The 13008-nt window shown below is 52.5% G+C and carries 12 protein-coding genes and 1 tRNA gene; 4 read left to right on the top strand and 9 right to left on the bottom strand.

What is annotated here, in order from left to right; translation table 11 throughout:
- Positions 1-72 precede the first annotated feature (72 nt).
- On the top strand, positions 73-555 hold the full coding sequence (locus X965_RS10440; protein WP_036417986.1) for a hypothetical protein: 483 nt from the start codon (positions 73-75) through the stop codon (positions 553-555).
- Positions 556-610: 55 nt separating this feature from the next.
- On the opposite strand, the gene fbaA is transcribed toward X965_RS10440, so the two are convergent.
- From fbaA to dnaQ, 8 genes are all read right to left on the bottom strand, one after another.
- Entirely contained in the window at positions 611-1687 is a 1077-nt protein-coding gene (gene fbaA / locus X965_RS10435) for a class II fructose-bisphosphate aldolase (RefSeq protein WP_004235943.1), read from the bottom strand.
- A 79-nt stretch (positions 1688-1766) separates the two neighbouring features.
- Entirely contained in the window at positions 1767-2930 is a 1164-nt protein-coding gene (pgk, locus tag X965_RS10430; RefSeq protein ID WP_004238864.1) for a phosphoglycerate kinase, read from the bottom strand.
- A gap of 69 nt (positions 2931-2999) precedes the next feature.
- Positions 3000-4022 (bottom strand): erythrose-4-phosphate dehydrogenase, encoded by a 1023-nt coding sequence (gene epd, locus X965_RS10425; protein WP_004238866.1) that lies wholly within the window; start codon positions 4020-4022, stop codon positions 3000-3002.
- A 264-nt stretch (positions 4023-4286) separates the two neighbouring features.
- The gene (tkt, locus tag X965_RS10420) at positions 4287-6281 is read right to left on the bottom strand and encodes a transketolase (protein WP_015422500.1); all 1995 of its coding nucleotides are present in this window, start codon (positions 6279-6281) and stop codon (positions 4287-4289) included.
- A gap of 349 nt (positions 6282-6630) precedes the next feature.
- Positions 6631-7968: a uracil-xanthine permease family protein gene (locus tag X965_RS10415; RefSeq protein ID WP_036417985.1), complete on the bottom strand. Its 1338-nt coding sequence runs from the start codon at positions 7966-7968 to the stop codon at positions 6631-6633.
- 254 nt (positions 7969-8222) lie between these two features.
- A tRNA-Asp gene (locus X965_RS10410) sits at positions 8223-8299 on the bottom strand.
- Positions 8300-8465: 166 nt separating this feature from the next.
- Complete coding sequence (locus X965_RS10405) at positions 8466-8738, bottom strand: YkgJ family cysteine cluster protein (RefSeq protein WP_172794089.1); 273 nt, start codon at positions 8736-8738, stop codon at positions 8466-8468.
- Complete coding sequence (dnaQ, locus tag X965_RS10400; protein WP_024472710.1) at positions 8720-9454, bottom strand: DNA polymerase III subunit epsilon; 735 nt, start codon at positions 9452-9454, stop codon at positions 8720-8722. Before dnaQ ends, X965_RS10405 begins: the two co-directional genes overlap by 19 nt.
- A gap of 61 nt (positions 9455-9515) precedes the next feature.
- Between dnaQ and rnhA the strand changes: the two genes are divergently transcribed.
- Entirely contained in the window at positions 9516-9986 is a 471-nt protein-coding gene (gene rnhA, locus X965_RS10395) for a ribonuclease HI (RefSeq protein WP_004238873.1), read from the top strand.
- 3 nt (positions 9987-9989) lie between these two features.
- Here the strand turns inward: rnhA and X965_RS10390 are convergent, their stop codons facing one another.
- Complete coding sequence (locus X965_RS10390) at positions 9990-10721, bottom strand: methyltransferase domain-containing protein (RefSeq protein WP_004238874.1); 732 nt, start codon at positions 10719-10721, stop codon at positions 9990-9992.
- A gap of 40 nt (positions 10722-10761) precedes the next feature.
- Between X965_RS10390 and gloB the strand changes: the two genes are divergently transcribed.
- The gene (gene gloB / locus X965_RS10385) at positions 10762-11517 is read left to right on the top strand and encodes a hydroxyacylglutathione hydrolase (protein WP_036418042.1); all 756 of its coding nucleotides are present in this window, start codon (positions 10762-10764) and stop codon (positions 11515-11517) included.
- A gap of 83 nt (positions 11518-11600) precedes the next feature.
- A complete protein-coding gene (gene mltD / locus X965_RS10380) occupies positions 11601-12998 on the top strand; it encodes a murein transglycosylase D (protein ID WP_004238878.1) in 1398 nt (465 codons plus the stop codon).
- Positions 12999-13008: the final 10 nt, after the last annotated feature.

Here is a 13008-nt window from a genome sequence, read left to right as displayed (position 1 = left end):
GTTATGCGGAACAGCCGTTTCCGGCATAACAGCGGCTTTGTCTCTTTGTTTTTATACAGGTGTCCCCAGACTATGCAATTAAGCACACGACAGGTTCGTTTATTCACCCTGGCAACCCTGCTCGGTACCGGAAAACCGGTTCCGTCAGATGAAATCCTGGCGACACTCCGCTGCTCAGAGGCAACTCTGACCCGTACTTTCAAAGAGTTACGTGATACCTGGTCAGCGGAAATCCGCTACCGCAAAGCCTCACATACCTATGAAATGACTGACTCCGGCACACTGGATCGCAAAACACTGAAAAAGATGAACGAAGAGCTGGAAAACCATAACGGTCAGAAATCGGTGTATTACAGCGGGAAAGTGTCACTGGATAAAGAGAAGAAGAAGGCGGTTTCGCTGTCACTGACCGGCACAACCGTCCGGAAAATAGCGCATTTATCTATGCTCTCCGGCAAAACCCGCAGTGACGCGGTAGAGATGCTGGTCAATCTTCATATCGATGAGTTAATTGAATCGATAATCCGGCGGAATGAAAGCCAGCAGAAAAAATAATCCGTAAAAAAAATCGCCCGGCAATACCGGGCGATTTTATTATTCACGCAACAAATTACAGAACGTTAACGCAGTTCAGTTCTTTGAATGCTTTTTCCAGACGTTCGATCATTGTCTGCTGACCGGCACGTAACCATGCACGCGGGTCATAGTATTTTTTGTTCGGCTTGTCTTCGCCTTCCGGGTTGCCCAGTTGGCCCTGCAGATAACCTTCATTTTTCTGGTAGTAGTGCAGGATACCTTCCCAGGTCGCCCACTGAGTATCGGTATCGATATTCATTTTCACCACACCGTAACCCACTGCTTCTTTGATTTCTTCCGCAGTAGAGCCGGAACCGCCGTGGAAAACGAAATCCAGGCTGTTGTGCGGCAGGTTATATTTCTCAGAGACGTAGTCCTGAGAGTTACGCAGAATTTTTGGTGTTAACTGCACGTTACCCGGCTTGTATACACCGTGTACGTTACCGAATGACGCCGCAATAGTGAAACGCGGGCTGATGGCATTCAGTTTTTCATAGGCATACGCCACGTCTTCCGGCTGGGTGTACAGCGCGGAGTTATCGAGGTGGGAGTTATCCACGCCGTCTTCCTCACCACCGGTGCAACCCAGTTCGATTTCCAGGGTCATACCGATTTTCGCCATACGGGTCAGGTATTTGCTGCAAATCTCAATATTTTCTTCCAGTGACTCTTCTGACAGGTCGATCATGTGAGAAGAGAACAGTGGTTTACCGGTTGCGGCAAAGTGTTTTTCACCGGCATCCAGCAGGCCGTCTAACCACGGCAGTAATTTCTTCGCGCAGTGGTCAGTGTGCAGAATGACCGGCACGCCGTAATGTTCCGCCATCTGATGCACATGATGCGCACCGGAGATGGCACCCAGAACAGCGGACTGCTGGCCTTCGCCTTTGAAACCTTTACCGGCGATAAATGCGGCACCGCCGTTTGAGAACTGAACAATAACAGGCGCACGGACTTTGGCCGCCGCTTCCAATACGGCGTTGATCGAGTCTGTCCCGACGCAGTTTACCGCTGGCAGTGCAAAATTATTCTCTTTGGCTACCGCAAAGATTTTCTGAACATCATCGCCAGTGACGACACCGGGTTTTACAAAATCAAAAACTTTAGACATGTCAAATTTCCTGTATTGGTCTTTCGGAAGTTGTCACGGGCAGCTCACACCGCCCGTTATTGTCATCTGATTATGACTGTTACTGTTTTGCACGTTCTTCGAGCATGACAACGGCAGGCAGTTTTTTGCCTTCGACGAATTCCAGGAATGCGCCGCCGCCGGTAGAGATGTAAGAGATTTTGTCAGCAATGCCGAATAAATCGATAGCAGCCAGGGTATCACCGCCGCCTGCGATAGAGAATGCGTCGCTGTCAGCAATGGCGTTAGCCACGATTTCAGTTCCTTTACGGAAGTTCGGGAACTCAAACACGCCGACCGGGCCATTCCACAGAATGGTTTTGGCATTTTTCAGGATTTCAGCCAGGTGCAGTGCGGATTCATCACCGATATCCAGAACCTGCTCGTCATCTTTGATGTCATTGGCTGATTTCAGCACCGCTTCTGCGGTTTCTGAGAACTCAGTCGCCACACGGACATCAACCGGTACCGGGATATCACAGCTGCTGAGTAATTTTTTCGCTTCCGGAATCAGGTCATCTTCATACAGTGAACGGCCGACATTGTGCCCTTCCGCTGCGATAAAGGTGTTGGCGATACCGCCGCCGACAATGATCTGATCCGCGATTTTGGACAGAGAATCCAGTACGGTCAGTTTGGTGGAGACTTTAGAACCGCCGACAATCGCCACCATCGGGCGTGCCGGGTTATCCAGCGCTTTGCCGAGTGCATCCAGTTCCGCCCATAACAGCGGACCGGCACAGGCGACAGGGGCAAATTTTGCCACGCCGTGAGTCGATGCCTGGGCGCGGTGTGCAGTCCCGAATGCATCCATCACGAAAATATCACACAGAGATGCATACTGTTTTGACAGGGTTTCGTCGTCTTTTTTCTCGCCTTTGTTAAAGCGGACGTTTTCCAGCACCACCAGCTCACCGGCGTTCAGCTCCAGACCATTGAGGTAATCTTTTTCCAGGCGCACCGGGCAGCTCAGTTTATCTGCCAGATAATCAACAACCGGTTTCAGTGAAAACTCTTCGTTGTATTCCCCTTCAACCGGACGGCCGAGGTGAGAGGTCACCATGACTTTGGCACCCTGTTTCAGTGCGGCTTCGATTGTCGGGAGCGAGGCACGGATACGTGCATCAGAGGTAACTTTGCCATCTTTGACAGGAACGTTCAGGTCAGCACGGATAAAAATACGTTTACCCGCCAGATCCAGATCGGTCATCTTAATTACGGACATGGTGAATCCTCTTGTTGATTCTCTTATCAGTTAAATTGTGTTCAATTTTCTGCCGGGGCACGCCGTCCCTCAGTGAAAACCAGCCTCAGCCATTGCCAGAGTGGTATCCAGCATACGGTTCGCAAAGCCCCATTCGTTATCGCACCAGACCAGCATTTTTATCAGATGCTGTCCGCTGACGCGGGTCTGGGTGCCGTCAACGATAGCACTGTGCGGATCATGGTTAAAATCCGCCGAGACTAACGGTAACTCTGTGTAGTCCACTATACCACGAAATGCCCCCGTCGCTGCGTTTTGCAGAAGGCGGTTTACATCCTGCGTGGTGACATTACTTTTTACGGTGACGCTCAAATCAATCGCCGTCACATTAATTGTAGGCACCCGGACTGAAATCGCCTCAAAATGATCTTCAAATTTCGGGAAAATCCGCCGGATCCCCGCAGCCAGTTTGGTATCCACCGGAATGATGGAGTGCCCGGCCGCCCGCGTGCGCCGCAAATCACTGTGATATGCATCAATCACCGGCTGGTCATTCATCGCCGCGTGAATGGTGGTCACTGTACCGGACTCGATACCGAATCCCTCATCCAGTAATTTTATCACCGGAATGATGCAGTTGGTGGTACAGGACGCATTCGATACAATTTTATCCTGCGCCGTCAGTGTGTCATGGTTAACACCGTAGACAATGGTGGCATCCAGGTCATTACCGCCGGGATGGGAAAACAGCACTTTTTTCGCGCCGCCGGCGATATGTGCCAGCCCGTCATCACGGGAGCCGTACACGCCGCTGCAGTCCAGCACCACATCCACACCGAGCTCTGCCCAGGGCAGCTGGTGAATATCCGCTTCATGCAGGATGCGGATAGTGTCATCACCGACTTTCAGCACATTTTTTTCTTTCAGCTGTACCGGTTTAAAAAAGCGTCCGTGGCTTGTGTCATATTGAAGTAAGTGTGCAATACCTTCGGAATCCGCCAGCTCATTAATAGCAACAACGGTAATCTGCGTGTTACGCCCGGTTTCATACAACGCCCGCAGCACACTCCGCCCGATTCGCCCAAACCCGTTGATTGCAATTTTTATTGTCATAGTATCCTCAGAAATAGCCAAATTATCAGCGGACTAAGAATAACGGACTCACGGGTTTTTGTACGGGGTATTTATCATAGAAACCGCAATCTTTTTTATCCTCTGCGGCACATTCAGCACCCCTCGAAACTGAAACGATTCAGCTCAATAAAGACAGGTTATGCTAAATGAAAAAAGATCGCAAGACAGTCAGAGGAGCAGATATAAAAAAAGCGCATTCGGTCAAAAAAACCGGAATGCGCTTTCAGAATCTGTATCAGCAGATTATTTCAGCAGAGCTTTCGCCTGAGAAACCACGTTTTCAACAGTGAAACCAAATTCACTGAACAGCTGACCGGCTGGTGCAGATTCACCGAATGAATGCATGCCGACGATGGCACCCTGCATACCGGTGTATTTGAACCAGTAATCCGCAATACCCGCTTCGACAGCAACACGCGCGGTCACGGCTGACGGCAGAACAGATTCACGGTAAGCAGCATCCTGTTTGTCGAATGCATCGGTGGACGGCATGGAAACCACACGCGCTTTACGGCCTTCGGCTGTCAGCTGCTCGTATGCTTTCACGGCCAGTTCCACTTCAGAACCGGTGGCAATCAGGATCACTTCCGGCTGACCAGCGCAATCTTTCAGGATATACGCCCCTTTTTCGATATCTGCCAGCTGCTGCGCGGTACGCGGCTGCTGTGCCAGATTCTGACGGGAGAAGATCAGGGATGTCGGGCCGTTTTTACGCTCAATCGCGTATTTCCAGGCTACCGCAGATTCCACCTGGTCACACGGACGCCATGTGCTCATGTTTGGTGTCACGCGCAGGCTGGCGATTTGCTCAACCGGCTGGTGAGTCGGGCCGTCTTCACCCAGACCGATAGAGTCGTGAGTGTAAACGAAGATGCTGCGGATCTTCATCAGTGCCGCCATACGCACCGCGTTACGGGCATATTCAACGAACATCAGGAAGGTCGCGCCGTAAGGAATGAAACCGCCGTGCAGGGCGATACCGTTCATGATGGCAGACATGCCGAACTCGCGCACGCCGTAGTGAATGTAGTTACCCGCTTTGTCTTCATTGATTGGCGCTGAGCCGGACCACATGGTCAGGTTACTCGGTGCCAGGTCAGCGGAACCGCCCATAAATTCAGGCAGCACTTTACCGAACGCTTCCAGTGCATTTTGTGATGCTTTACGGCTGGCAATGCTGGCCGGGTTGTCCTGGAGGTTCTGAATGAAGGCATTTGCATCCGCTTCCCACTGCGCAGGCAGCTCACCGTTTACACGGCGGCGGTATTCACGGGCCAGTTCAGGGAAGGCTTTTTCGTAGTGAGCGAATTTCACATCCCACTCAGACTCAGCAGCGGCACCGGTTTTCTTCGCATCCCACTCAGTATAGATTTCCTGCGGGATTTCGAACGGCGCATACGGCCAGTTCAGTGCTTCGCGGGTAGCGGCGATTTCCGCATCACCTAACGGAGAACCGTGTGCATCCGCAGTACCGGCTTTCTTCGGTGAACCGAAACCGATAACGGTTTTGCACATCAGCAGGGATGGTTTGTCAGTAACCGCTTTGGCTTCTTCAACGGCTGCTTTGATCTGGTCAGGGTTGTGACCGTCAATGCCGCGCACGACGTGCCAGCCGTAAGCTTCAAAGCGTTTGGCGGTATCGTCAGTGAACCAGCCCTGAACATTACCGTCGATAGAAATGCCGTTGTCATCATAGAAGGCAACCAGTTTACCCAGTTTCAGGGTACCGGCCAGAGAACAGGCCTCGTGGGAGATCCCTTCCATCATACAGCCGTCGCCCATAAAGACGTAGGTGTGATGATCAACAATATCGTGCCCCGGACGGTTGAACTGCGCCGCCAGTGTCTGTTCCGCAACAGCAAAACCGACTGCGTTTGCGATACCCTGGCCTAACGGGCCGGTGGTGGTTTCCACACCCGGTGTGTAGCCGTATTCAGGGTGACCCGGGGTTTTGGAATGCAGCTGACGGAAGGCTTTTAAGTCATCCATCGATACATCATAGCCGGTGAGGTGCAGCAGGCTGTAAATCAGCATTGAGCCGTGGCCGTTTGACAGCACAAAGCGGTCACGATCACTCCAGTGCGGATTGGCCGGGTTGTGCTTCAGATAGTCGCGCCACAGTACTTCCGCGATATCAGCCATGCCCATTGGTGCGCCGGGGTGTCCGGAATTTGCCTTTTGCACCGCGTCCATGCTCAGGAAACGAATCGCATTAGCAAGAGTTTTACGAGAGGTCATTGTCTACTCCAGGTTCGGATAAAAAGCAGATACAGGCTATTTTCGCAGTGCCGCGCACGGATGGCAATCCTTATCACCGGTCAGAGGCAAAGGGTCGGGGCTGAAAAGGCAACAATGAGACGTCAGGCGAGGCGTGTCTGAGGACAGAAACAATACTTCGCACAGGCGGCATTTTCGCTGACTAAATCGTTTTAGCACCAGGTATTGCGCAACAGCGGAAGTGACCTATTAAACCCGATTACCGCAATGAATAGCAAGCGGAAATACCGCATTCTGTGCGCTTATCCGGCGGATGGCGGGAGTTTCCTGCCGGCAGCGGAAAAATTCCGCTTACCGGCAGACGAAGATATTACGGTTTCTCTTTTTTACCGACGACACTGTCAAAATTGAATAAAAGATTCAGCACGATAGCCAGAACAAAGGTCACTATCACGCCCTGGGAAAGAATAATCCGCAGCATTTCCGGCAGCTGAGAAAGGGCTTCCCCCTGACCGTTAAACATCAGCCCGACACTGACTGAAATCCCGACCACCATCATATTGCCCATTTTGGTCATATCGACAGATTTTGTCAGTGTATCTATCCCCGCCACCGTAATAAAGGCAAAAATCACCAGGGTCGCACCACCGAAAACCGAAGCGGGGATCATGGTCGCAATTGCGGAGAATTTGGGAATAATACTGAGGATAATCAGGATCACACCGCTGCACGCGGTTACATAACGGCTGCGCACACCGGAAATAATAATCACCCCCGCATTGTTAATAAAAGAGGTCAGCGGCGTACAGTTAAACAGCCCGGAAATGGTCACCGCCACCCCTTCCCCGCGCATCGGAGAGTTCAGGGCATTACCTTCCATAGAGCGGTTACACAGGCGGCCGACAGTGGAGAAAGTACCGACAGAATCCAGAGTGGCCATAAAGGTACCGAGGAACATCAGAATAATGGCGGTCAGATCAAACTGAATGCCGTAATGGGCGGGACGAACAAACGAAAACCACCCGGCACTGCTCACAGGGCCGAAATTGACCATATCCATCACCACCGCGACCAAAGTGGCCACGATCAGGCCGATCAGAATCGACATTTCCCGCAACGCGCCTTTACCGAAGCGGTTTAACAGCACAATTACCGCGATAGTCAGCACACCGAGAAAAATACCGGCCGGGTCGCCGTAGGAGGCATCCCCCGGATAGCCGACAATGCCGGAAAACGAAACCGGCAGCAGGGAAACACCGAGCATTATAAGATAACAGCCGATGACTATCGGTTTGAATAAGAAAGCGATTTTTCCGTACAGCGGCGCGAGGAAGAACAGCAGCACCCCGGAGGCCAGGGTTCCGCCGAAGACATAAGGCAGCGATTCAAGCCCCCCGCCGAACCGCGAGGCGATAATAAAAACCGGCGGCATCGCCACAAACGAGGTGCCGAGGATCAGCGGCAGACTGACGCCGACGTATTTGGTGATACTCAGTGACTGGATAAGTGTCCCCACGCCGGAGACAAAAATCGCGGCGGCAATCAGCAGGGTGGTATCTTCCTGCGATAGTTTCAGAACCTGGGAAATCACTATCGGCACGGCAATGGTGCCGGTAAACATGGCAAAAATATGCTGAACAGCATACGGAAACAGTTTCCGCATCGGCATCATTTCATTGACTTCATCACTCCCGGTGTTTGTTTTCATAAATACAACCTCTGTGATTGGTTTTATTGTTTTTACCGGCACAGCGGCGACGGCCGCGCAACCGGTTACGGAAAACAAACAGCAAGATATGTGCCAGCACCTGAACATTATTTATTCACATAAAGTATGCGTGTGGTCACAACGCATTATCAAAATGATAAGAGAGGTAATACCGGGGGATGATAATGATACAGGGCGATTGTGCAGTGTAAAAACAGAAAAGCCCTGACATTACTGTCAGGGCTTCTGTAATCTGGCGGAACGGACGGGACTCGAACCCGCGACCCCCTGCGTGACAGGCAGGTATTCTAACCAACTGAACTACCGCTCCGTGTGTTCCTTTTCGGGAACGGTGCGGATAATACGATGCCGGTTCCCGTTCGTCAATACCTGATTTGTGTAAATCCATGCAATTGCACAGTTTTTCACCTGAATATACTGTTTTATACGGGTCACCGCACACGACACACGGTCTCCCGCAACGCGCTCATCCGGTTTCAGGGCGCGGTTTGTTTTTCCAGATCAAGCAGATAAATCATGGCCTCATCCCGGCTATCCCCGCACATTTCCCGCGAGGGCTGTAGTCCGCAGCAAACCGCCGGACGCAGCGGTGAGCCGAAAATCAGGCACAAATTCTGCTCCGATAACTGAACGCAGCGGGTATTGGCAGGTTTACCGTCCGGCATCCCCGGAATCGGTGATGAGATGGATGGCGTAGTACAGCAGGCACCACAGTCACTGCGGCAGGCAGTCAGCTCCGCCAGATGCACGGGTTCGCCCCTTTTTTCTCCGCCAGATCCAGACGCGCCTCGTGCGCGGCAATTTCCTCATCCGTGGCATATACCACCCGCAGACCGCTCTGCGGGCGGGTAACGCGCTGAATAGTCTGAACGTTCTCTTCGCCGCTGCTCTCATTATCCGCTGAAAAAGCCAGTGATGTCTGGCCGCCGGTCATTGCCAGATAAACATCCGACAGAATCTCGGCATCGAGTAACGCGCCGTGCAGCAGACGTTTTGAGTTATCTATCTGATAGCGATCACATAAGGCATCGAGGTTATTACGCTTGCCGGGGAAAAGCTGTCTGGCGAGCGTTAAGCTGTCAGTGATGGTACAGAATTCCGCGGTCGGCGGGATCCCCCGGTTCAGCTTGCGGAATTCATAATCCATAAAGCCGATATCGAAGGGCGCGTTATGAATAACCAGTTCTGCGCCACGGATAAATTCAATAAATTCATCCGCAATGTCAGCAAAAACCGGTTTGTCCATCAGGAATTCATCGCTGATCCCGTGCACGCCAAAGGCTTCCGGGTCCACCAGCCGGTCAGGCCGGATATAGAGATGGAAGTTACGGCCGGTCAGGCGCCGGTTGATCACTTCAACCGCACCGATCTCAATAATATTGTGCCCCTCGTAGTGGGCACCCAGTTTGTTCATACCGGTGGTTTCGGTATCGAGAACAATTTGTCGTGTAATATCAGTGCTCATAATGGCGTTTTGTGTCAGACTCAGGTAATTGCCAATCAATCAGAGGAAGAGTCTACCAGAGATGAGTGACAAGGTAGAAATTTTCACCGACGGCTCCTGCCTCGGAAATCCGGGCCCCGGCGGCTACGGCGCGCTGCTGCGTTATAAAGGCCATGAGAAAGCACTCAGTGAGGGCTTTTTTCTTACCACCAATAACCGGATGGAGCTGCTGGCCGCTATTGTGGCGCTGGAAACCCTGAAACGTCCGTGTAATATCGTGCTGACCACCGACAGCCAATATGTCCGTCAGGGCATCACGCAGTGGATCCATAACTGGAAGCGGCGCGGCTGGCGCAAAGCGGATAAATCTCCGGTGGTGAATGTCGATTTGTGGCAGCGCCTGGATTCCGCCATCACCCGCCATCAGATTGACTGGCAGTGGGTGAAAGGCCACGCAGGGCACCCGGAAAACGAGCGCTGTGATGAACTCGCCCGTGCAGCGGCAGAATCTCCGTCACAGGACGATACCGGTTATCAGCCGGCAGCGGAATAATCCTCAGCGCCGTTTCAGACAGCGCGGCGGCGTCTGCTGGCGTGTCGCGCCCACCACATTGTTCAGTTTCGGCCGCAGCAGGCGCAGCTTCTGCGGTGTGAACGTCAGCGGCACCGTGCGTTTACGGGCCACAATCACCCCCAGACAGCCGAAAATCCGCGCATGCCGGTTGCCGAAACTTGCCGGATCACACCAGGGGATCGGCGTGGTCAGCCGGTGATACATAATTTCGTAATTGAGCAGGCTGAGCCAGTCGAGCATACGGAACTGTGAAAACATCCGGCTGCACTGCGGCTCCCGGTTCAGACGCCACGGGATCAGTTTACGCGCCCCCAGCAGGCTCAGCGGGTTAAATCCGCTGATAATCAGCCAGCCGTCCTCAATCAGGACACGGTCAGCCTCCCGCAGCAACCGGTGCGGATCACTGCTGTAGCCCAGATTATGTGCCAGCACACAGACATCCGCGGATTTGTCCAGAAACGGCAATTGCGCCGCCTCCCCGAATACCTGTAAGGTGTTACCCTGCGGTGCCACATTCACCTGATGCGGGATCATGCAGCTGCTGCTGTCAATTTCACAGCTCAGCGCGCCGATCTTAATCAGATGAAAACCAAACATTTTCGGCCACCAGGGCGCCAGCTGTGCTTCCAGCGATTGCCGGAAGCGGCGTCCGCAGGGAATATCGCACCACGAGTCCGGCATCGTCAGAGTTTTTGTCGCTCGTGCAGAAAACATGGCTTTATCCTTGGTTCACACTCAGAAAGGTGAGGTATCTATGGAGCTTATCAGAATTTCCGCGTTATCAGATAACTACATTTGGCTATTACGGGATAATGCGCACACCTGTGTCATCGTTGATCCCGGCGTCAGTGAGCCGGTACTGAATACACTGCGGGAGCGGGGACTGACCCCTTCAGCCATCCTGCTGACACACCACCATGCGGATCACACCGGCGGCACGGCGGAGATTGTGTCACATTATCCCGGCCTGCCGGTTTACGGTCCCGCCGAAACCCTGCCGAAAGGCGCAAATCACTGCGTGCAGGATAATGACACGATTACCTGCGGCGGGCTGACATTTCAGGTCATGGCAGTGCCGGGGCATACACTCGGTCATGTGGCTTATTATTGCGAACCTTATCTGTTTTGCGGCGATACGCTCTTCTCCGGTGGCTGCGGCCGTATTTTTGAGGGCACACCGGCACAGATGTTCCGTTCGGTCAGCCGCCTTGCAGCGCTGCCGGATGAGACGCTGGTCTGCTGTGCGCATGAATATACACAGTCTAACCTCGCCTTTGCGCACGCTGTCTGGCCGGAAAACAACGATATTCAGGCATATCAGCAATATATTTCTGAATTACGTCAGAATCATGAAGCTACACTGCCCGTCACACTGAAAACAGAAAGGAAAATTAATGTTTTTCTTAACTGTGATAATATTGATCTGCAACATAATTTATCAGTAAGTAAACATACGGCGACGGCTGAGGAAACTTTTACGTCTTTACGCGCAAAAAAAGATCAATTTTAGCCGTAATCGTTGTCAGGGCGGAATAACACCAGTATGATTGCAAAACCTACAGACTGAAGAATAATAATGCTGATTCCGCCAACATGAAAATCAAAGCTACACTCCTTGCCGCCGCAATTTTGCTGGCGGGGTGTCAGACTGCGCCGCAGAAAACTGCACAGGACCCTCATTATCCTTCCGGTAACGGTTTTTTACTGACTGCCCGGCAGATGAACGCAGCAAAGGCATCCTCCGTCAGTCCCGAAGATGATATCTGGGGTTATATCCGCGATGAAATGAAAATGAACATCCCGGACAATGACCGCATACGCGCCGAAGAACTTTCTTACCTCGCCAAAAAGAGCTATCTCCACGATGTGACACTGCGCGCAGAACCTTACATGTACTGGATCATCGGTAAAATCGATGAACGTAACATGCCGATGGAACTGGTTCTGCTGCCCATAGTGGAGAGTGCTTTTAATCCGCATGCCACCTCACCGGCCCAGGCTGCCGGGTTATGGCAGATTATCCCGAGTACCGGCAAAGCAAGCGGGCTGAACCAGAACCAGTGGGTTGATGACCGCCGTGATGTGGCTGCCTCCACCACTGCCGCGCTGGATTTACTGGAGCGCCTGAATAATATGTTCGGCGGAGACTGGGCACTGACCCTGGCCGCGTATAACAGCGGCGAAGGCCGCGTGCTGCGCGCGATGGAAGCCAATGCTGCCGCCGGAAAACCAACAGATTACTGGTCATTATCCCTGCCAAAAGAGACCATGGATTATGTGCCGCGTATTTTTGCCCTGAGCAATGTTATCCGCAACAGTGACCGTAACGGTGTGAATTTACCGGTACCGGATGCAGAGCGCGCCCTGGCACGGGTGAATATCGGTCAGCAGATTTCCCTGGATGTCGCGGCACAACTGCTGGATATGCCGGTTTCCAGACTGAAAGATTACAACCCGAGCCTGAAACGCGGTGTAACCTCACCGGCCGGTCCTCACTATCTGATGCTGCCGAAAACCAAAGTCGACCAGCTGATGAGCGCATTATCTGATGACGCGGTACTTAATGATATCCGCACAGCGGTCGCGAGAAACAATCAGCGTACTGAACAGCTGAGTTCACCGGCAGGCCGTGCGCAGGCCGCGAAGTACAAAGTGAAAAGTGGCGATTCATTCTACGCCATTGCCAACCGCCATAAGATGACCGTCGCTGAACTGAAAAAGCTGAACGGACTGAAAAGCGCTGCGGTTCTGAAACCGGGACAAACGTTGCAGGTGAAAGGCAGCCCGGTGGTGAAACCATCTAAAGCCGCCACCAAAAATGCTATGCGTCTGGCGAAGTATAAAGTGCGTCAGGGTGATTCTTACTACAGTATTGCGCAGCGCCATGGTGTGACACTGAAAGAGCTGATGTCCTGGAACAGTAAAGTCAAAATGAAGGACTTGCATCCGGGTATTGAGCTAACGGTTTATGTTGCCAATAAACGCGGCTGATAATCACTGA

The organism is Morganella sp. EGD-HP17, from assembly GCF_000512315.2.
Lineage (GTDB): Bacteria > Pseudomonadota > Gammaproteobacteria > Enterobacterales > Enterobacteriaceae > Morganella > Morganella morganii.
Note: the sequence above shows the minus strand (reverse complement) of the source record. Positions and strands in the feature narration are given on the sequence as shown.